Consider the following 20,083-nt stretch of genomic DNA (forward strand, 5'->3'; position numbering starts at 1 on the left):
ATCGGGCGGGGCTCATGCTGTCATGCCTCAACAGCTCAGTGGAACTGGCCCTCTTCGGTCGAGCCCGCCAGCGCGGTGGTCGACGAGGTCGGGTCAACGGTGGTGGCGATCCGGTCGAAGTAGCCGGCGCCGACCTCGCGCTGGTGCTTCGTCGCGGTGTAGCCCCGCTCCTCGGCGGCGAACTCGCGCTCCTGCAGCTCGACGTAGGCGCTCATCTGGTTGCGGGCGTAGCCGTGGGCCAGATCGAACATCGAGTAGTTCAGCGCGTGGAAGCCGGCCAGCGTGATGAACTGGAACTTGAATCCCATTGCGCCGAGCTCGTTCTGGAACTTCGCGATGGTGGCGTCGTCCAGGTGCTGCTTCCAGTTGAACGAGGGGCTGCAGTTGTAGGCCAGCATCTGGTCCGGGAACTCCGCCTTGACGCCCTCGGCGAACTTCTTCGCGAGCTCGAGGTCCGGGGTGCCGGTCTCCATCCAGATGAGGTCGGAGTACGGCGCGTAGGACTTGGCGCGGGCGATGCAGGGCTCCAGGCCGTTCTTGACCCGATAGAAGCCTTCCTTGGTCCGCTCACCGGTGATGAACGGCTGGTCGCGCTCGTCGACGTCGGAGGTGATCAGCGTGGCGGCCTCGGCATCGGTGCGGGCGATGACGACCGTCGGGACGTCGGCGACGTCGGCAGCGAGGCGGGCCGAGGTCAGAGTGCGGATGTGCTGCTGGGTGGGGATGAGGACCTTGCCACCGAGGTGGCCGCACTTCTTCTCCGACGCCAGCTGGTCCTCCCAGTGCGAGCCCGCGACACCGGCGGCGATCATCGCCTTCTGCAGCTCGTAGACGTTGAGCGCACCGCCGAAGCCGGCCTCACCGTCGGCGACGATCGGGGCGAGCCAGTTCTCCACCGAGCGGTCGCCCTCGACCTTGGCGATCTGGTCGGCGCGCAGCAGCGCGTTGTTGATCCGGCGGATGACCTGCGGCACCGAGTTGGCCGGGTACAGGCTCTGGTCGGGGTAGGTGTGGCCGGAGAGGTTGGCGTCACCGGCGACCTGCCACCCCGAGAGGTAGATGGCCTTGAGGCCGGCGCGGACCTGCTGCACGGCCTGGTTGCCGGTCAGGGCGCCCAGCGAGTTGACGTAGTCCATGTCGTGGAGCTGCTCCCACAGCACCTCGGCGCCGCGGCGGGCGAGCGTGCTCTCCTCGACCACGTGGCCCTGCAAGGCAACGACGTCCTGCGGGGTGTAGGTGCGAGTGATGCCCTTCCACCGCGGATTGTGGTCCCAGTCGTGCTGGATCTGTTCGGGGGACTTCGGCGTGCCCACGGTCGACATAGGACTGCTCCTTCAAACGATTGTTAATGTTCCAGCTTCTTCACTGGCGTGCTGATCCGAGCATGCATCACGCCATAACCGCAGGTCCACCCGTTTCGCTTGTAAACTTTCGCCAATGGACACGGGAAACTTGCGAAGCTTGCGAAGCCTTACGCCTGCTGAACCGGTTCAGAAGTTACCGGCCGGTAAACGATCGTCGCAGGTCAGTACGGCCGTACTGTTTGATGAAGCGATTCAGAGCGCGAAGATCGCGGCGACCGCTTTGACCTCGTCACCGACGGCATATGTGAGCGTTGTAACAGTCCGGTCGGCCAGTGCGGCGCCGAACTTCTCGGTCGATCCGGCCGGATAGGTGTGGCGCAGGATCTCCAACTTGTCGCCGAGCGCGACCGGGAGATCGTGCTCGATGGTCACCCGCAGCGGGGCCTTCAACAACTCGGGCCGGGATTGCAGGAAGTCCTCGACCACCGACCAGTACACCGAGTTGTTCATGTGGTCGAAGATGTCGATGTCGCTGACCCGCACGGGGTAGTCGCGAATGTGCTCGGCGCCTTCACGTTCGCCAGAGCTCAGGTAGGCCTTCCACCGCAGCCGGCTCTCGGTGGTGGTACGACGCAGGCCCTCGATGAAGTCGTCGGCGATGCGGGCGGGGCCCTGCGTCTCCCTGTTGATGTTGATCCAGAACGCTTCGGATTCGACGAGGCCGCCCTTACGGCCGTCGATGCGCACCCGCATCTCGCACCAGCGGTTCGACGTTCCCGAACACCAGCGCCGCAGCCGCAGCATGTCCTTGAACAGGATCGGCTCGATCATGTCGATCATCGTGCGGCGGACGATCCACAGCGGGTGCGTCTCCTCGAACCCCATCTCGCGCAGCTGATCGGTGCCGACGTCCTGGATGTGGCGGGTCGCCGCATCGAATTTCAGCCTGCCCTCGCGGTCCACATCGGCCACCCGCAGCGGCCACTGGACATCGAAGACGTCCGGGTGCGGATCCGGCACCGGCATCATGGTCTTGGCCAGGCCCTGCGTCACGGCAGTCGGCCGACCGGGGGTACTCACGAATCCTGATGATGCCACACGCAGGTACCTTGCCAATCATGCAAATAGGGGCTTAGCAGGGTTGTTACGCTGGCTGACGTGGCCAAAACCTACGTCGGAGCCAGGGTCCGGCAGTTGCGCAACGAGCGCGGGTTCAGCCAGGCCGCCCTGGCCCAGATGCTCGACATCTCCCCCAGCTACCTCAACCAGATCGAGCACGACGTCCGCCCGCTCACGGTGGCGGTGCTGCTGCGCATCACCGAGGTGTTCGGCGTCGACGCGACGTTCTTCGCCTCCCAGGACGACACCCGGCTGATCGCCGAACTGCGCGAGGTGCTGATGGACCGCGACCTCGACGTCGACGTCGGACCCGCCGAGGTCGCCGACATGGTCGGCGCGCATCCCGCGCTGGCCCGCGCCATGGTCAACCTGCACCGCCGCTACCAGCTGACGACGACGCAGTTGGCCGCCGCCACCGAGGACCGCTTCGCCGTCGGCAACGCGACTTCGGGCGCCAGCGGCACCGGTGCGATCTCGATGCCGCACGAAGAGGTGCGCGACTACTTCTACCAGCGCCAGAACTATCTGCACGAGCTGGACACCGCCGCCGAGGAGCTGACAGCCGGTATGCGGATCCAGCGCGGCGATCTGGCCGGCGACCTCTCCGACCGACTGCGATTCGTGCACGGGGTGACGATCATCCGCCGCCTCGACCTCCGCGAAGGGGTCCTGCACCGCTTCGACCCGGTGTCCAAGACGCTGGAGATCACCGCGCACCTGTCCACCGGGCAGCGGGTGTTCCGGATGGCGGCCGAGTTGGCCTACCTCGAGTACGGCGACCTGATCGACAAGCTCGCCGACGAGGGTCACTTCACCAGCGAGGAATCGCGCAAGCTCGCCCGCCTCGGGCTGGCCAACTACTTCGCCGCGGCGACGGTGCTGCCGTACGCCCAGTTCCACGATGTCGCCGAGAAGTTCCGCTATGACGTCGAACGGCTCTCGGCGTACTACTCGGCCAGCTACGAAACCATCTGCCATCGGCTGTCCACGCTGCAGCGGCCGTCGATGCGTGGGGTGCCGTTCTCGTTCGTCCGCGTCGACCGCGCAGGAAACATGTCGAAGCGCCAGTCCGCCACCGGTTTTCACTTCTCCTCCAGCGGTGGCACCTGCCCGCTGTGGAACGTCTACGAGACGTTCGCCAACCCCGGCAAGATCGGCGTGCAGATCGCCGAGATGCCCGACGGGCGCGCCTACATGTGGGTGGCGCGCACCGTGGAGCGGCGAGCGTCGCGCTATGGTCAGCCGGGTAAGACGTTCGCGATCGGCCTGGGCTGCGAACTACGGCACGCGCACCGGCTGGTGTATTCGGAAGGTTTGGATGTCGGTGGCGGCCCCCATACTTCGGCGACTCCCATCGGCGCCGGCTGCCGAGTGTGCGAGCGGGACAACTGCCCGCAGCGGGCGTTCCCCGCGCTGGGTCGCGCGCTCGACATCGACGAACACCGCTCGACGGTGTCCCCCTATCTGGTGAGGCAGTCATGAGCACCGCACGCATTCCCCCGGGTGGCTTCAAGGAACTCGGACCGGTCAACTGGGCCATCTCCAAGGTCGGGGCCCGGGGCATCCGACGACCGCGATTCAGCCTCGTGAACGTGCTGGGCCGGCACCGGTTGCTGTTCCTGGCGTGGCTTCCGCAATCGCTGTACCTGCTCGGCGCAGGCAAGCTGTCCCGGCGCGACGCGGAGTTCGTGATCCTGCGCGTGGGCCATCTGCGCGACTGCGAGTACGAATTGCAGCAGCACCGCAGGCTGGCCCGCACCCGCGGCGTCGACGCGGCCACCCAGGCCGCGATCTTCGCCGGGCCCGACGCCGACGGCCTGACCGAGCGGGAACGCACGCTGCTCACCGCCACCGACGAGTTCGTCGTCACCCGCGGCGTCTCACCGCAGACCTGGCAGGCCCTGTCCCGGCACTACACCACCCAGCAACTGATCGAATTCTGCTTGCTCACAGCGCAATACGACGGCCTGGCCGCCACGATCACCACGCTGGGCGTACCGCTGGACTTCCCGGACTGACGGCGCTCACCAGACGTCGGCGGCGATGACGACGCGGTCGCCGCCGCGGGCCTTCGCCTCGTACATCGCGGTGTCCGCCGCGGTGATCACCTCGTCGAGGTCCGAGCCGTATCTCGTGCTCGTTGCCAGGCCGATGCTGACGGTGACGGCGGGTTGGGCGGGTGCGGAGACCGACGTCCGGATCCGTTCGGCGACGGCACCGGCCTGGCCCGCCGAGATCCGGTCCACCACCAGGAACTCCTCGCCGCCCCAGCGCACCACGACGGCCTCGCTGCGCACGCTCTGCCGGATCCTGCGCGCGGTGCGGATCAGGACCTCGTCACCGACGGCGTGGCCGAGGGTGTCGTTGACCGCCTTGAAACCGTCGACATCGATCAGCAGTGCACACAGATCGGACTGCAGAGGCGCGCTCTCGTCGAGCCGCTTGATCGACACCGCCAGACCGCGACGGTTCGTCAGCTCGGTCAGCGGGTCGGTCAGCGACTGCTTCGAACTGCCCTGCAGCAACCAGAATCCGAACTGCAGGGCCGGCAGGATGCAGACGGTGACCAGCAGCGCGATGACCGCCCGCGACACCGCGACCTGCAGCCCGTATTCCGGGGCGCTCACCGCCAGCCACACCGCGATGCCGACGACCGAGACCGTGCACCACGCGATGTGGGCCAGATGCAGCCGCGGGCCGTGGAAGAACACCACATAGCCGCCGGCGCACAGCAGGATCGGGATCCCCGACATCGCCAGGTTCGCGTCGCCGAACAGCAGCGCCGAGATCGTCATGATCACGTCGACGAACGCCACCAACACCGTCGACTCCCGGACCGACGGCCACGGCAGCAGCGCCCAGCGTGCCGCCCAGCCCAGCGATCCGAGGGCCACGAACGCCCAGCCCGCGCGGATCAGAGGAGCGTCGACACCCGGCGGTGCGTACACGTTGAACAGGGAGAGCACGCCCATCGTCACCCCGATGCCGGCGATCACGTGCCGCAGCACCGACAGCAGCCCACGGCTGCGCAGAAAGTCGATGCGCCACTGGTATTCGTCGCGCTGGCGCCACCAGCGCAGGATCAAATTGTCGGCCACCCCGTCCCCCACCGGCTCATTGTCTGGGATTGGGCCGCGGCGCCGTCAGCGATTGGCGGTTACAGGTACGTCACGCCCAGCACGGTGAGCGAGAACAGCACCGGCGACACCGGCAGCGCCCAGCAGAACACCGCCCACGCCTCGGCCCTGCGCGACTTCTGCTGCCACTGCCGCCAGCCCAGATAACCGCCCGCGATCGCGACGAGGAACGACACCGCGGCGACGACCAACACCCACATCGGGATGTCGGTCGACCCGATGGCCGCGGAGATCCCGGCCAGCCACAGCATGTGGCCGACCACCAATCCGCCGATCCCGGCGACCCAGATCCCCCTCAATTAGAAGTTGATCATGTGGCCGACCAGGCCGTGGAAGCACTCCTGCATCGCTTCCGACATGGTCGGGTGGGTGTGCACGTTGCGGGCGAGTTCGTTGGCGGTCAGGTCCCACTTCTGCGCCAGGGTCAGCTCGGGCAGCAGCTCGGAGACGTCGTGACCGATCAGGTGCCCGCCGAGCAGCTCGCCGTACTTCTTGTCGGCGACCAGCTTGACGAACCCGCTCGGGTCGCCGAGGCCGTGCGCCTTGCCGTTGGCGGTGAACGGGAACTTCGCGACCTGGACGTCGTAGCCCTCGTCGCGCGCCTGCTCCTCGGTGAGCCCGAAGCTGGCGACCTGGGGCTGGCAGAAGGTCGCGCGCGGCAGCATCCGGTAGTCCCCGAACGCCAGCGTCTCCGCTCCGGCGATGGTCTCGGCCGCGACCACGCCCATCGCCTCGGCGACGTGGGCGAGCTGCAGCTTGGCAGTGACGTCGCCGATCGCGTAGATGTGGCCGACGTTGGTGCGCATGTAGTCGTCGATGCCGATGGCCTTGCGCTCGGTCAGCTCGACACCGGCCTTGTCGAGGCCGAAGCCCTCGACGTTGGGCGCGAAACCGATGGCCTGCAGCACCTTGTCCGCCTTGAGCTCGTCTGTTTTGCCGTCCTTGCTGACAGTGACGGTGACCTGTTTGCCATCATCATCAATCTTCTCCACCTTGGTGCCGGTGAGGATCTTCACGCCCAGCTTCTTGTACTGCTTCTCAATCTCCTTGGAGATCTCGGCATCCTCGTTGGGCAGCGCCCGGGGCAGGAACTCGACAATCGTGACGTCGACGCCGTAATTCTTCATCACGTACGCGAACTCCATGCCGATGGCACCGGCGCCGGCGATGATGATCGAGCCGGGCAGCTCCCGGGTCATGATCTGCTTCTCGTAGGTGACGACGTTCTCCGACAATGACGTGCCCGGCACCAAGCGGGTGCTGGAGCCGGTCGCGATGATCGCGTTGTCGAACTCGAGCTTCTCAGTCCCGCCGTCGTTGAGATCGACCTCGATGCTGTTGGGACCGGTGAACTTCCCGTAGCCATGAACCTCGGTGATCTTGTTCTTCTTCATCAGGAAGTGCACCCCGGCAACCCGGCCGTCGGCGACCTTGCGGCTACGGTCGAAGGCGGCGCCGTAGTCGAAGCTGACGTCCCCGCCGATGCCGAATGTCTTGGCCTCCTTGGTGAAGATCTGAGCCAGCTCGGCGTTGCGCAGCAGCGCCTTGGACGGGATACACCCGACGTTGAGGCACACCCCGCCCCAGTACTTGGGTTCGACAACCGCGGTGTTCAGCCCGAGTTGCGCTGCGCGAATGGCCGCGACGTATCCGCCGGGGCCGCCTCCGAGAACGACGACGTCATAGTGGGTCACGCCTTACCACCCTAGTGGTGTTCGTCGTCCGACTACCGGGTGATCCAGCCGAAGACATATCCGCCGTAGAGCAGCGCGGCCCCCGCCGTCGAGGCCAGCGGCGCCGACATGAACGCGAGGGCCAGCGCGCTGACCGACGGCCGGTTCTGCACCATCGCGGTGAGCAGGCTGCCGACGATGCACGCCACCAGGTACACCAGCACCGCGAACACCGGCAGGGCCTTGTCCAGCGAGTGATACCACCAGTAGTACAGGCCGGCCCCGGCCGCGGCGGCGAGGATCCAGACCGCGGCGGTGACGAGCACGAACCGCCACCGGCCCAGGAATTGCGGCACTCCGGGGACGACGACCGGTGCGGCGGTGTGCGGTGCGGGGTCGTCGATCACGCTCTGCGCGGCGAAGCCGCCGGTGAACTCCGGGGTGTAGGGCTGCGTGTGTTCAGACACCGGTGGCCACCTGCAGGGCGGCCAGTGCGCCGAACCAGCCGGGCCCCACGGCGAGGACGAGCGCGCCCAGCGCGGTGACCCAGCGTCGACCGGACATCAGGATGGTCAGGGTGCCGAGAACGCCGGGGATGCCGACGACGAGGGCGATGACGACGTCGGGCCGGACGGGCGCAGTGATCTCGACGGCGGCGAGGAGCGCGCCCATCATGCCGAGAGCGACGCCGACGATCATCACTCCGGCCAACACCGATGCGCGGGGCAGCGGGATCACTTCTCGACGGTAACGCCGGTGCAGCGGCTTTCCGGGGAGGCGCGCTGGGGACGCAGGCGGCCTGGTGTGTAGTCAGATCGCGAATTCGCGCCGCACGGCGATCTGGGCGCACACTACGCGCGAGGCGCACTACCTCAGCGGCATCGGGCAGACGTCGACACCATCGGCCACGACGTGCGTCCCGCTCGGATGTGCTCCACAACGCGGCGGCGTCACGAAGGACGCGACCGCATTTTGGTGCGGTTCACCCCCATAGGCGCACATGACTTTCGCGAGTGGGAAAGCTCCTGGTTGACATTGACGATCTAAAGGTGTCCTCGGCGCGGCAAGCGATTTCGGAACGAACCTCACTGATGACCGCGCGCTGAGCGCGCTGCGTTCGCTGCAGCGCAAGATCGTCACCGGAGAACGCATCAAGCTGCTCATCGCAGCGGCTTTCAGGTGAGGAGCTCTACTTCAGCGGCATCGGGCAGGCGTCGACGCCCTCGGCCACCACGTGCGTTCCGCTCGACACGGGTCGTTCACCGCGCTCGTATGCCGTGCCCGTCACCACCGCTTCGGCGGCCAGGGCCCGGTTCTCCTCGTCGGTGAACGCGCGGCCCCGGGACAGGAACCGCTTGCCCTCGGGGGCCTCGAGGCTGAAGCCGCCGCCACGGCCGGGCACCACGTCGATCACCAACTGCGTGTGCTTCCAGGCGTCGAACTGCGGACCGGAGATCCACACCGGCACCCCGTCGCCGACGTCGAAGACGGCGAGCAGCACGTCGCGATCGCCGACGACGAAGTCCCCGTCGGGGTAACACATCGGCGAGGAGCCGTCGCAGCATCCGCCGGACTGGTGGAACATCAGCGCGCCGTGCCGATCCTGCAGGGTGCGCAGCAGGTCGGCCGCCGCGGCGGTGATCAGGGCTCGGTTCGGTGCGGGCACGTCATCCATCCTCCTCCAACCGGGCGGCCCGGATGGCCGGCGCCGTCGACGGCGGCAGCAGCGCGCGCCGATCCTGGGGATAGCAGACCGTGAGCCCGACCGACGACGCGAACCGGTAGGGCTGCGCGGCGAGCAGGCCGACGAACTGCTTGCGCAGCCGCGACATCTCGGCGCGCACCGTCACCACCCGGGAGCGGTCGCCGTAGAGATCCTCGGCCAGTTGCGGCGCGGAGCGGCCCTGCGGCGAGCGTGCCAGCGCGCACAGGATCTCGGCATGGCGCAGGGACAGGTCGTGGCGCCAGCACCCGAACTCCCCCGTCAGACGCAGCGACGGCTTGTCCGGATCGGCGAAGTCCAGCGTCACCTGCGACACGTGGGGGGCGCCGGCGTCGTCGTCGCCGTCGGCCAGCCGCACCAGCCAGCCACCGGGCAGCGGCTCGACGGCGCACGGTCCCAACGTCGCGAGCCACACCCGGCCCGGACCCATCTGGTCGGGCAGCAGGATCCGGTTGTGCAGAGGCATCGCGTCGACCGCGGCAACCCAGCCCTCGGTGTCCACGGCCAGCGCGGGGGTGCCCATGCGGGCCAGGATCGGCGCGGCCAGCGCGCGCAGCCGGTTCAGCGTGCGGTCGTGCTCGGAGCGCAGGTGCGATTCGGCCAGCCGCGCGACGGCGTCGACGAGCGCGATGGTGGTGGGATGCACGGTCGCGGCCGGGCCGGACACGTCCACGACGCCGATGACCTGCCCGGTCCGCGGGTCGCGGATCGGCGCTCCCGCGCACGTCCAGGAGTGGTGGCTGCGCAAGAAGTGCTCGGCGGAGAACACCTGGACCGCGCGTTGCGCGGCGAGCGCGGTGCCGATCGCATTGGTGCCGACGGCCCCTTCGCCCCAGTGCGCGCCCTCCACGAAGCCGAGCCGGTCGGCGTTGCTCAGCACCGCCGGGGAGCCGCTGCGCCACAGCACCCGGCCCTGCGCGTCGGCGACGACGAGGATGTTCTCCCCGTCGGCGACCAGCGACTCGAGGCCGTGCGAGATCTCGTCGAGCACCTCCATCAGGCCCGACGCCCGCCGCAGCGCCTCTAGGCCACCGGTCTCGACCACCGGGGTGTCGCTGGGTTCGATCCCTCGGGCCAGCAGCCGCTGCCACGAGTCGCCGATCACCTCGCGGGGCCGCGCCGGCGCCCGGTGCCCGGCCATCGTCGCGTCGTAGACAGCCGACATCAGCCGCGCGTAGCTGCGCGGATCCTCGCCGACGGCCACGGCGGGTTCAGGCACGGACGACCCTGGCATCACTGGCGATTGTGCTCTCCATTTCAGCGGTAAACCAGGCCGCCGTCGATGAGGCCGGCCTGGCCGGTCATGTAGTCGGAGTCGGGCCCGGCCAGATACGACACGAAGCCCGCGACGTCGTCGGGCGTCTCGGCGCGACCGAGTGCGATGCCGCCGACGAACTTGTCGTAGGTCTCCCCCTCGGCGGCGCCGGTCAGTTCGGCGAACCGCTTGTCGATCTCCACCCACATGTCGGTGCCGACCACGCCGGGGCAGTAGGCGTTGACGGTGATGCCATCGGCGGCGTGCTCCTTGGCCGCGGCCTGGGTGAGGGCCCGCACCGCGAACTTGGTCGCGCTGTAGGGCCCGAGCATCGCGAAGCCGTCGTGCCCGGCGATGGAGGAGGCGTTGATGATCTTGCCGCGGGTGCCCGTCTTCGTGAATTGCGCGACGGCGGCCTGGATGCCCCACAGCACGCCGTCGACATTGATCGCCCACAACTTCTTCAGCTCCGCGGGCGTCACGTCGATGATCGGGCCGACCAGGGCGATGCCGGCGTTGTTGACCATGATGTCGAGACCGCCGAGTGCGGAGGCGGTGTGCTCCACGGCGGCGAACACCTGCTCGCGCTCACTCACGTCGGCAACGAATGTTGTTGCTTTACCCCCGATTTCGGTGATCTCGTCGGCCACGCGATCGATGCCGTCCCCGGTGACGTCGACCAGCGCGATGTCGGCGCCGTCACGTGCCAGCCGCAGCGCGATGCCGCGCCCGATACCGCGTGCGGCGCCGGTGACCAGGGCGACTTTTCCGTTGAGTGTCATGTCAATTCGCTCCGTTGGGATCGACGAGAACCTTCATCTTGGTGCCGGCGTGCAGCGCCTCGAACCCCTCGTCGACGACGTCGTCGAGCGGGATCCGGGTCACCCAGCCGGTGGTGTCGTAGCGACCGTCGGCCATCAGCGCGATCACTGCTTCGAAGTCCGCACCGGTGTAGCACAGCGACCCCTGGATCCGGGACTCGTTCATCACCAGGTTCAGAAGCGGTGTCTCCAGCGGTTTCTCGTAGATCGCCACGCTGATCATCGGCCGCCGCGAGCCGACGCACGCCAGCGCCGCGCTCACCGCGGGCGTCACGCCCGCGGCGTCGAACACCGCGTCCGCGCCGTTGCCGGAGGTGTGCTCGGCGATGAACGCGGCGACGTCGGTGCCCGTCGGGTCGAGTGTCCGCGCGCCGAGCGCCTCGATGGCCGCACGCCGGGTCGGCGAGGGCTCGACGACGAAGACGTCCTCGAGCCCCTTGCCGCGCAGGGCGAACCACAATCCGATGCCGATGGGGCCGGCGCCGAACACCATCGCGGTGTCGCCGGCCTTGACGTCGCCGAGGGTGGCCGCGTGATAGGCCACCGACATCGGCTCGACGAGCGCACCGAGTTCCAGCGACACACTGTCGGGTAGCCGGTGCAGCATCGACGTCGGCACGACGGTGGACTCGGCCATGCCGCCGTCGGACATCAGCCCGTGGAAGCCGATCTGCTGACAGACGTTGTAGTTGCCTGCCCGGCAGGGTCCGCAGTGGTCGCATTTGTAGATCGGCTCGACGGCGACGCGGTCGCCCTCGCTCCACCCGGTCACGCCGTCACCGACTGCGGTGATGGTGCCGGAGAACTCGTGGCCCATCGTCAGGGGCAGCTGCGCGCCGGTCAGGGGGTGCGGGGACGTCGGCACGAAGATGGGTCCGGCGTAGTACTCGTGCAGGTCGGTGCCGCAGATGCCGTTGTAGCCGACCTGAAGTTTCACAGTGCCGGGGCGGACCTCCGGTTCGGCGACGTCGTCGATCTCGAGCTTGTTCGGTCCGTAGTAGACAGCTGCTTTCATAGCGGCATGTCTATGTGACCGCGGCCACACCGCGAAAGAGTTGCAGGGGGTTGCAGCGGGCGTGCCCTGGGGGTTGCAGCGGGCGTGCCCTGTTACCCACCTGCCCGCCCAAACGTCGGTTTGGGCGCCCATACGCGGCGTGTCGCCACCCAAACGTTGGTTTGGGCGCACGAGGGGGGCGGCGTCAGGGTCGCCGACCGGATAGTTGCAACGCTTCGCAACTCTTGTGCCGCCCTGGCTCCAGGGTGTGGTCTGGCTCACATGACTTCTACTCTCGACCCTCAGACCACCATTGATCTGACCCCGCAGCAGCGCGTCGACGCCTGGTTGGCCGACTTCGAGGCGGCGCTGGCCGTCCGCGACATCGAACGCGCCGTCGGCATGTTCGCCGTCGACAGCTTCTGGCGCGATCTGGTGTCGTTCACCTGGAATCTCAAGACCCTCGAAGGCCGCGACCAGATCGCCGACATGCTGGGTGCGCGGCTGATCGAGACCGACCCGTCGGGCTTCCGCACCAAGGAGGCGCCCACCCAGGACGGGGACGTGACCTCGGCGTTCATCGAGTTCGAGACCGGTACCGGCCGCGGCACCGGACATCTGCGGCTCAAAGGTGATCAGGCCTGGACGCTGCTGACCGCGCTGCAGGAACTCAAGGGTCACGAGGAGCCCAAGGGCGTGACCCGGGTGATGGGGGCCGTGCACGGCGACGACCCCGATCCGCGGTCGTGGGCCGAGAAGAAGGCCGCCGAGGACGCCGAACTCGGCCGCAGCACGCAGCCCTACACGCTGATCATCGGTGGCGGCCAGGGCGGCATCGCGCTCGGCGCGCGGCTGCGCCAGCTCGGCGTGCCGGCGATCGTCGTGGACAAGCACGAGCGCCCGGGCGACCAGTGGCGCAAGCGGTACAAGTCGCTGTGCCTGCACGATCCGGTCTGGTATGACCACCTGCCGTACCTGCCGTTCCCGCCGAACTGGCCGGTGTTCGCGCCGAAGGACAAGATCGGTGACTGGCTGGAGTTCTACACCCGCGTGATGGAGGTGCCGTACTGGTCGAAGACGACCTGTCTGTCAGCCACCTTCGATGACGCCAGCGGAACCTGGACCGTGGAGATCGACCGCGACGGCGAGCGCCTCACGCTGCACCCGACCCAGCTGGTGCTCGCGACCGGCATGTCGGGCAAGCCGCACGTGCCCACGCTGCCCGGCCAGGACGTCTTCCGCGGCGAGCAGCACCACTCGTCGGCGCACCCCGGACCGGACCCGTACGTCGGCAAGAAAGCCGTCGTCATCGGTTCGAACAACTCAGCCCACGACATCTGCAAGGCGCTGTACGAGAACGGCGTCGATGTGACCATGGTGCAGCGGTCCTCCACGCACATCGTCAAGTCGGACACCCTGATGGACATCGGCCTCGGCGACCTGTATTCCGAACGCGCGCTGGCGGCGGGCATGACGACCGAGAAGGCCGACCTGACGTTCGCGTCGCTGCCCTACCGGATCATGCACGAGTTCCAGATCCCGCTGTACGACCAGATGCGGGAGCGCGACAAGGAGTTCTACGACCGCCTCGAGGCGGCCGGCTTCGAATTGGACTGGGGCGCAGACGGATCCGGTCTGTTCATGAAGTACCTGCGCCGCGGTTCGGGCTACTACATCGACGTCGGCGCATGCGACCTGGTCGCCGACGGCCGGATCAAGCTGGCGCACGGGCAGGTCGACCGCCTGACCGAGGACTCGGTGGTGCTGGCCGACGGCACCGAGTTGCCCGCCGACGTGGTGGTCTACGCGACCGGGTACGGGTCGATGAACGGCTGGGCCGCCGACCTCATCGGCCAGGAGGTGGCCGACCGCGTCGGCAAGGTGTGGGGTCTGGGCAGCGACACCCCGAAAGACCCGGGGCCGTGGGAGGGCGAACAGCGCAACATGTGGAAGCCCACCCAGCAGCCCAATCTGTGGTTCCACGGCGGCAACCTGCACCAGTCGCGGCACTACTCGCTGTATCTGGCGCTGCAGCTCAAAGCCCGCTACGAGGGCATGGCCACCCCGGTGTACGGCCTGCAGGAGGTGCATCACCTCAGCTGAGCGCCCTAGCCGCCGAAACTGTATTCCCTGCGCGAAAAACGCGGTTGAGCCCGCGTGGAATACAGTTTCGGCGCACCCGCAGAATGGGGGCGTGACGAACGCGCCTGAAGCCCCGGATCCCTACCTTTGGTTGGAGGAGGTGACCGGCGACGACGCGCTGGCGTGGGTGCGCACCCACAACGAACCGACGGTCGCCGAACTCGGTGGTGAGCGCTTCGAGCAGATGCGCGCCGAGGCGCTGGAGGTGCTCGACACCGACACGCGGATCCCCTACGTGCGTCGCCGCGGCGGGTTCCTCTACAACTTCTGGCGCGATGCGACCAACACGAAGGGTCTGTGGCGGCGCACCACCCTCGAGAGCTACCGCACCGAGACGCCCGAGTGGGACGTCGTCATCGACGTCGACGAGCTGGCGCGCGCCGACGACACCAACTGGGTGTGGGCCGGGGCCGACGTCATCGAACCGGATCACACCCGGGCGTTGGTCAGCCTGTCCCGGGGCGGCTCCGACGCCGCGGTGGTGCGTGAATTCGACATGGATACACGGTCTTTCGTCGACGACGGGTTCGAGCTCGCCGAAGCCAAGTCGCAGACGACCTGGGTCGACGAGGACACGCTGCTCATCGGGACGGACTTCGGGGAGGGGTCGCTCACCGAGTCGGGGTATCCGCGGCTGGTCAAGCGGTGGAAGCGCGGTCAGCCGATCGACGACGCCGAGACGATCTTCGAGGGCGATCCGGCCGACGTCCTGGTCGCCGCGTCGGTCGACCGCACCCCCGGTTTCGAGCGCACGCTGATCAGCCGCGCACTGGATTTCTTCAACGAAGAGGTCTACGAGCTACGCGGCGACGAGCTGATCAGGATCGACACCCCCACCGACGCCAGCATCTCGATCCACCGCACCTGGCTGCTGATCGAGCTGCGCACCGACTGGCACTACAACTACGGGACGGCGTCGACGACATACCCGGCCGGTTCCCTGCTCGCCGCGGACTACGCCGAGTTCGTCTCGGGGACGGCCGAACTCAAGCCCGTCTTCACACCCGACCCGCACACCAGCCTGCACCACTACGCCTGGACCCGCGACCGACTGGTCGTGGTCACCCTCGCCGACGTGGCCAGCCACGTCGAGGTGATGACCCCCGGAACGTGGACCTCGGAGCCGGTGAGCGGGCTTCCGGACAACACCAACACCGCGATCGTGGCGGCCGATCACCTCGGCGACGAGATCTTCCTGGACTCCTCGGGTTTCGACACGCCGTCGCGGCTGCTGTACGGCGCGGCGGGCGGCCCGCTGAGCGAGATCAAGCGGGCGCCGTCGTTCTTCGACGCCGCAGACCTGTCGGTGAACCAGTACTTCGCGACCTCGGATGACGGCACCGCGATCCCGTACTTCGTGGTCGGCCACCGCCACCTGCACGCCCCCGGGCCCACTCTGCTCGGCGGATACGGCGGCTTCGAGGTGGCCCGCACTCCCGGCTACGACGGGGTGCTCGGTCGGCTGTGGCTGTCCCGCGGCGGCACCTACGTGCTGGCCAACATCCGCGGCGGCGGCGAATACGGCCCCACCTGGCACACGCAGGCCATGCGCGAAGGCCGGCATCTGGTCGCCGAGGACTTCGCCGCGGTGGCCCGCGACCTGGTGGCGCGCGGCATCACGACCGTCGAACACCTGGGCGCACAAGGCGGCAGCAACGGCGGGCTGCTGATGGGCATCATGCTGACGCAGTACCCGGAGTTGTTCGGCGCGCTGGTGTGCAGCGTGCCGCTGCTGGACATGAAGCGCTTCCACCTGCTGCTCGCGGGTGCGTCCTGGGTCGCCGAGTACGGCGACCCCGACGATCCCGACGACTGGGAATTCATCTCGAAATACTCTCCCTACCAGAACATCTCGACAGACCGGCGCTACCCGCCGGTGCTGATCACCACGTCGACGCGCGACGATCGGGTGCACCCCGGCCACGCCAGGAAGATGACCGCCGCGCTGGAGGCCGCCGGACACCGGGTGCGCTACTACGAGAACATCGAGGGCGGGCACGCCGGCGCGGCGGACAACCCGCAGGTGGCGTTCCGCTCCGCGCTGATCTACGAGTTCCTGCTGCGCACGCTGGGAGGCAACTGACGTGACGATCACCCGAGCGTGCAGCGCCGCGCTGCTCGCCGCCGCGCTGCTGCTGACCGGTTGCGCCCGTGACATCACCGGCACCGCGGTGACCGCTGCCGGCGGCGCGCCCGATGGCGAAGCGCAGTGCGCCACGGTGACGGCACCGCTGACCGACGTCCCGCAGAAGAATCCCCGCGAGCCCAAGCTGCGCGTCCCCGTACCGTCGGGGTGGGAACGCAACACGGTGATGGACAACCAGATCATCCGCTTCGCGATCGTCGCGCAGGACCTGATCTCCGAACAGTTCGCCCCCAACGCCGTCGTGACACTCGAGTCGGTGCCCGGCACGCAGGATCCCGAAAACGTGTTCACCCAGAACCGCAACAACCTGACCGCGATGATGGGCGCGTACGACCTGCGCACCGAGACCAACACCACCTGCGGATTCCCCTCGGAGACAACCCGATACACCGCACCCCCGATGGGTCCGGCACCGCTGCGGCCGGTCATCATGCACGCCGTCGTCGCACAGAGCCAGACCTCGACGTATCTGGCGACGCTGACCCTGCAGACCACCGACGCCGGTAACCCGACCTACATGCGCGACTCCTCGGAGATCGTCGACGGGTTCCAGCTCGTCCTGCCATGACGACATCGGAGATCCTGCTGATCGCCGGCGCCGCGATGCTGCTGGCCGGCATCGCCGTCCCCGGGTGGGACACCGCGCGACTGCCGCGGCGCGCGGTCAAACGGCGGATCTACTGGACGGGCACGAGCGCCGGTGTGGTTCTGCTGGTCCTCGGCGGGCTGCCCGACGTCCGCAGCTCGGTCGCGCTGGCGGCGGCGGCGCTGATCCTGACGACCGGCTGGGCCTACTTCCGGACGCCCAACATCAAGATCGGCGACCGGATCCACTCGGCCGACCCCCCGATGCGCGAACCCGATCCCCCACCGGGCATGTAACGCCCCCGGCTCCTGCGGGCACTACCCGTCAACGGAAGGAGCCTCCATGACCACCCTCACCCACCGGCCCCGTCTCGCCGCTCTCGACCATGCCGCCGCGCTGACGGCCCGGTACGGCCTCGTCGTCGTCATCGCCTGGATCGGCGCGCTGAAGTTCACCGCATTCGAGGCTCAGGGCATCATGGGCCTGGTCGCCGGCAGCCCACTGATGAGCTGGGTGTACGACATCGTGTCGGTCCGGACGTTCTCCGCGGCGCTCGGCGTGCTCGAGCTCACGGCGGCCGCGCTGATCGCGGTGAAGCCCTGGTGGCCAAGGCTTTCCGCAGTCGGCAGCCTGATCGCGGTCGGGCTGTTCATCGCCACGCTGAGCTTCCTGTTCACCACCCCGGGCGTCCTCGAGGCGTCGGCGGGATTCGCGGTGCTCTCCTCGACCGGCCAGTTCCTGATCAAAGACGTTGCGTTGCTGGGCATCTCCGTGTGGACGCTCGCCGACGCGCTGCGGGGTTCCCAGGCGTGACATGTCGGGTTACGATCTCGCAGACATGACCGTCACCTCCGCGGAAGAGGCCGACCTGATCGCGGCGCTACGCGCCCGCGACGAGTCGGCCTTCGCCGCGCTGGTCGACAGGCACACACCTGCCATGCTCCGGGTCGCGCAGGGCTACGTCAGCTCCCGCGAGGTCGCCGAGGACGTCGTTCAGGAGGCGTGGATCGCACTGCTGAAGGGCATCGACGGCTTCGAGGGCCGATCCTCGCTGCGCAACTGGCTTTTCACGGTGCTGATCAACATCGCCAAGAAGCGCGGCCTGCGCGACCGCAGGGACACCGAGGTGCAGATCGCCGCGTACACCGGCGGCACCGTGAGCCAGGAACGGTTCTGTGACCGCGACGAGCGGTGGTCCGGGCACTGGCGGGACGGCGAGGAGCCCTCCCCCTTCCCCGAGTCACCGGAGGGTTCGGTGCTCGGCGCCGAGCTGATGGCTGTGACCCGGCGTGAGCTCGACCGACTGCCGGAGCGGCAGCGTGTCGTCGTCACGCTGCGCGATGTGCTGGATGTCGACTCGGCGGAGGTATGTCGGCTGCTCGGTATCACGATGGCCAATCAGCGGGTACTCCTGCACCGCGGGCGGGCGGCGATTCGGCAGGCGCTCGAGGATTACGTGAGGGACGCGACGTGACCGGACAGCGATCGATGAACTGCAACGAGCTCGTAGAGCTGGTGACCGCCTACCTGGACGGAGCCTTGGATCCCGACGCGCGGGCGCGTTTCGAGGAGCATCTGAACGGCTGTGACGGCTGCGGGAACTATCTGCAGCAGTTCCGCACCACCGTGGGAGCGCTGAGCGCGATCTGCGAAGACACCGTGGAAGCCGCCTTCCGGGACCGTCTGCTCGACGCGTTCCACGATTGGCGATAGAACTGCTCAGGTGACGGATTTCGAGACCATCCTCTACCGCGCGCAGGAGCCTGTCGCCACGATCACGCTGAACCGGCCTGAGCGGCTGAACACGATCGTCCCGCCGATGCCCGACGAGATCGAGGCGGCGATCGGGCTGGCCGAACGGGACCCCGCCGTCAAGGTCATCGTGCTGCGCGGCGCCGGACGCGCGTTCTCCGGCGGCTACGACTTCGGTGGCGGGTTCGAGCACTGGGGCGAGGCGATGAACACCGACGGGCGGTGGGATCCCGGGAAGGACTTCGCGATGGTCAGTGCCCGGGAAACCGGGCCGACAAACAAGTTCATGGCGATCTGGCGGGCCTCGAAGCCGGTGATCGCGCAGGTGCACGGCTGGTGTGTCGGTGGGGCCAGCGACTACGCGTTGTGCGCCGACCTCGTGATCGCCAGCGACGACGCCGTGATCGGAACGCCGTACGCCCGCATGTGGGGTGCCTACCTGACCGGCATGTGGCTCTACCGGCTGAGTCTGGCCAAGGTGAAGTGGCATTCGCTCACCGGCGAGCCGCTGACCGGGAAAGAAGCTGCCGCAGTCGAACTCATCAACGAGTCGGTTCCGTTCGAGCGTCTCGAGGCTCGGGTCGCCGAGATCGCGGCGAAGCTGGCCACGATTCCGCTGTCACAGCTGCAGGCTCAGAAGCTGATCGTGAACCAGGCCTACGAGAACATGGGGCTGGCTTCGACGCAGACGCTGGGTGGGATCCTCGACGGCCTGATGCGCAACACGCCGGCCGCACTGGATTTCATCGGCACCGCCGCCACCGACGGTGTGCGCGCCGCGATCGAACGCCGCGACGGCCCGTGGGGCGACTACAGCCAGGCGCCGCCGGAGCGCCGGCCCGACCCGTCCCACGTGATCGAGCCCTGACGGCTGCTCCGGGTCATCGCGACGACCAGCGGGCGAGCAGGTCAGGTATCTCTGCGATCAGGAACTCGTAGAAATCTCTCATGTCGGCCAGCCGCTGTCTGGCCGGGCTGCCACGCTCGGCCACCGCAAGCCCGGCCGCGGCGGCGTGCCGCATTGCAGCGAGAGTTTCATTCTGGCTGGTGAACAGCACCGCCCAGGCATCGTCACGCAAGCGAAAATGCGCGCGCCTGCTGGCCGGGACGGGAACCCGTTCGGCCAGACCGACCGATGTGAGGGTCTTCAAGGCGCCGGAGATCGATCCGGCGCTCGCCTGCAGTCCCGCGGCCAGGTCGGCCATCGTCACACTGGGCTGTTCGCTGAACAGCAACGCCGCGAGCACGCGGGCAGTCATCCGCTGCAGGCCCAGACCGGTCAGCACGAGCGCCAGGCGCTCGGCCTCGTGTTCCAATTCGGCGGATGCCATCTGCGGTCAAACCCCCTCTGCGCCGGATGTCTTCAATTATCTCTGAAACTTCAGTATTGTCTTGGATGGTGCTCCGGGAAGTCTGGTCGGAATCGTGAAT

At 68.0% G+C, this 20,083-nt stretch carries 22 protein-coding genes; 10 read left to right on the forward strand and 12 right to left on the reverse strand.

What is annotated here, in order from left to right; translation table 11 throughout:
* Nucleotides 1–35: 35 nt before the first annotated feature.
* The gene (aceA, locus tag G6N45_RS01370) at nucleotides 36–1,322 is read right to left on the reverse strand and encodes an isocitrate lyase (RefSeq protein ID WP_163720082.1); all 1,287 of its coding nucleotides are present in this window, start codon (nucleotides 1,320–1,322) and stop codon (nucleotides 36–38) included.
* Nucleotides 1,323–1,556: 234 nt separating this feature from the next.
* Nucleotides 1,557–2,333 (reverse strand): acyl-[acyl-carrier-protein] thioesterase, encoded by a 777-nt coding sequence (locus G6N45_RS01375; RefSeq protein WP_163727578.1) that lies wholly within the window; start codon nucleotides 2,331–2,333, stop codon nucleotides 1,557–1,559.
* Between the two features lie 129 nt (nucleotides 2,334–2,462).
* Here G6N45_RS01375 and ramB point away from each other — a divergent pair, with 129 nt between their 5' ends.
* Nucleotides 2,463–3,905 carry an acetate metabolism transcriptional regulator RamB gene (gene ramB, locus G6N45_RS01380; protein ID WP_163720084.1) on the forward strand — a complete coding sequence of 481 codons (1,443 nt, stop codon included), beginning with the start codon at nucleotides 2,463–2,465 and terminating at the stop codon, nucleotides 3,903–3,905.
* Nucleotides 3,902–4,441: a carboxymuconolactone decarboxylase family protein gene (locus G6N45_RS01385; RefSeq protein WP_057150437.1), complete on the forward strand. Its 540-nt coding sequence runs from the start codon at nucleotides 3,902–3,904 to the stop codon at nucleotides 4,439–4,441. The genes ramB and G6N45_RS01385 overlap by 4 nt, the downstream gene beginning before the upstream one ends.
* A gap of 6 nt (nucleotides 4,442–4,447) precedes the next feature.
* On the opposite strand, the gene G6N45_RS01390 is transcribed toward G6N45_RS01385, so the two are convergent.
* The 9 genes from G6N45_RS01390 to G6N45_RS01430 form a co-directional block, all read right to left on the reverse strand.
* Nucleotides 4,448–5,533 (reverse strand): GGDEF domain-containing protein, encoded by a 1,086-nt coding sequence (locus tag G6N45_RS01390; RefSeq protein ID WP_163720086.1) that lies wholly within the window; start codon nucleotides 5,531–5,533, stop codon nucleotides 4,448–4,450.
* Nucleotides 5,534–5,580: 47 nt separating this feature from the next.
* Nucleotides 5,581–5,859, reverse strand: coding sequence for a hypothetical protein (locus G6N45_RS01395; RefSeq protein WP_057150436.1), 279 nt, complete (start codon nucleotides 5,857–5,859; stop codon nucleotides 5,581–5,583).
* Nucleotides 5,860–7,254: a dihydrolipoyl dehydrogenase gene (gene lpdA, locus G6N45_RS01400; RefSeq protein ID WP_163720088.1), complete on the reverse strand. Its 1,395-nt coding sequence runs from the start codon at nucleotides 7,252–7,254 to the stop codon at nucleotides 5,860–5,862.
* Nucleotides 7,255–7,286: 32 nt separating this feature from the next.
* Nucleotides 7,287–7,700, reverse strand: a complete 414-nt coding sequence (locus tag G6N45_RS01405; RefSeq protein ID WP_163720090.1) for a hypothetical protein — start codon at nucleotides 7,698–7,700, stop codon at nucleotides 7,287–7,289.
* Entirely contained in the window at nucleotides 7,693–7,971 is a 279-nt protein-coding gene (locus G6N45_RS01410; protein ID WP_048418773.1) for a putative holin, read from the reverse strand. The genes G6N45_RS01405 and G6N45_RS01410 overlap by 8 nt, the downstream gene beginning before the upstream one ends.
* A 451-nt stretch (nucleotides 7,972–8,422) precedes the next feature.
* Complete coding sequence (locus G6N45_RS01415; RefSeq protein ID WP_163720092.1) at nucleotides 8,423–8,899, reverse strand: DUF779 domain-containing protein; 477 nt, start codon at nucleotides 8,897–8,899, stop codon at nucleotides 8,423–8,425.
* Nucleotide 8,900: 1 nt separating this feature from the next.
* Nucleotides 8,901–10,190, reverse strand: coding sequence for a helix-turn-helix domain-containing protein (locus G6N45_RS01420; RefSeq protein WP_163720094.1), 1,290 nt, complete (start codon nucleotides 10,188–10,190; stop codon nucleotides 8,901–8,903).
* A 23-nt stretch (nucleotides 10,191–10,213) separates the two neighbouring features.
* On the reverse strand, nucleotides 10,214–10,993 hold the full coding sequence (locus G6N45_RS01425) for an acetoin reductase (RefSeq protein ID WP_163720097.1): 780 nt from the start codon (nucleotides 10,991–10,993) through the stop codon (nucleotides 10,214–10,216).
* Between the two features lies 1 nt (nucleotide 10,994).
* Entirely contained in the window at nucleotides 10,995–12,047 is a 1,053-nt protein-coding gene (locus tag G6N45_RS01430) for a 2,3-butanediol dehydrogenase (protein ID WP_163720099.1), read from the reverse strand.
* A 261-nt stretch (nucleotides 12,048–12,308) separates the two neighbouring features.
* On the opposite strand from G6N45_RS01430, the gene G6N45_RS01435 reads away from it, so the two are divergent.
* From G6N45_RS01435 to G6N45_RS01470, 8 genes are all read left to right on the forward strand, one after another.
* Nucleotides 12,309–14,129 (forward strand): flavin-containing monooxygenase, encoded by a 1,821-nt coding sequence (locus G6N45_RS01435; RefSeq protein WP_163720101.1) that lies wholly within the window; start codon nucleotides 12,309–12,311, stop codon nucleotides 14,127–14,129.
* A gap of 91 nt (nucleotides 14,130–14,220) precedes the next feature.
* On the forward strand, nucleotides 14,221–16,251 hold the full coding sequence (locus G6N45_RS01440; RefSeq protein WP_163720102.1) for a prolyl oligopeptidase family serine peptidase: 2,031 nt from the start codon (nucleotides 14,221–14,223) through the stop codon (nucleotides 16,249–16,251).
* A 1-nt stretch (nucleotide 16,252) separates the two neighbouring features.
* A complete protein-coding gene (locus tag G6N45_RS01445) occupies nucleotides 16,253–16,882 on the forward strand; it encodes an LpqN/LpqT family lipoprotein (RefSeq protein WP_163720103.1) in 630 nt (209 codons plus the stop codon).
* A complete protein-coding gene (locus G6N45_RS01450; protein ID WP_163720104.1) occupies nucleotides 16,879–17,196 on the forward strand; it encodes a hypothetical protein in 318 nt (105 codons plus the stop codon). The genes G6N45_RS01445 and G6N45_RS01450 overlap by 4 nt, the downstream gene beginning before the upstream one ends.
* Nucleotides 17,197–17,242: 46 nt before the next feature.
* Nucleotides 17,243–17,713 carry a YkgB family protein gene (locus G6N45_RS01455; RefSeq protein WP_163720105.1) on the forward strand — a complete coding sequence of 157 codons (471 nt, stop codon included), beginning with the start codon at nucleotides 17,243–17,245 and terminating at the stop codon, nucleotides 17,711–17,713.
* Between the two features lie 25 nt (nucleotides 17,714–17,738).
* Nucleotides 17,739–18,374: an RNA polymerase sigma factor gene (locus tag G6N45_RS01460; protein ID WP_170312422.1), complete on the forward strand. Its 636-nt coding sequence runs from the start codon at nucleotides 17,739–17,741 to the stop codon at nucleotides 18,372–18,374.
* Nucleotides 18,375–18,388: 14 nt separating this feature from the next.
* Nucleotides 18,389–18,613, forward strand: coding sequence for an anti-sigma factor family protein (locus tag G6N45_RS01465; protein WP_163727581.1), 225 nt, complete (start codon nucleotides 18,389–18,391; stop codon nucleotides 18,611–18,613).
* 10 nt (nucleotides 18,614–18,623) lie between these two features.
* A complete protein-coding gene (locus tag G6N45_RS01470) occupies nucleotides 18,624–19,520 on the forward strand; it encodes a crotonase/enoyl-CoA hydratase family protein (protein ID WP_163720107.1) in 897 nt (298 codons plus the stop codon).
* A 13-nt stretch (nucleotides 19,521–19,533) separates the two neighbouring features.
* On the opposite strand, the gene G6N45_RS01475 is transcribed toward G6N45_RS01470, so the two are convergent.
* Nucleotides 19,534–19,968 (reverse strand): GbsR/MarR family transcriptional regulator, encoded by a 435-nt coding sequence (locus G6N45_RS01475; protein ID WP_179965330.1) that lies wholly within the window; start codon nucleotides 19,966–19,968, stop codon nucleotides 19,534–19,536.
* Between the last annotated feature and the right edge of the window lie 115 nt (nucleotides 19,969–20,083).

Source organism: Mycolicibacterium psychrotolerans (assembly GCF_010729305.1).
GTDB lineage: Bacteria > Actinomycetota > Actinomycetes > Mycobacteriales > Mycobacteriaceae > Mycobacterium > Mycobacterium psychrotolerans.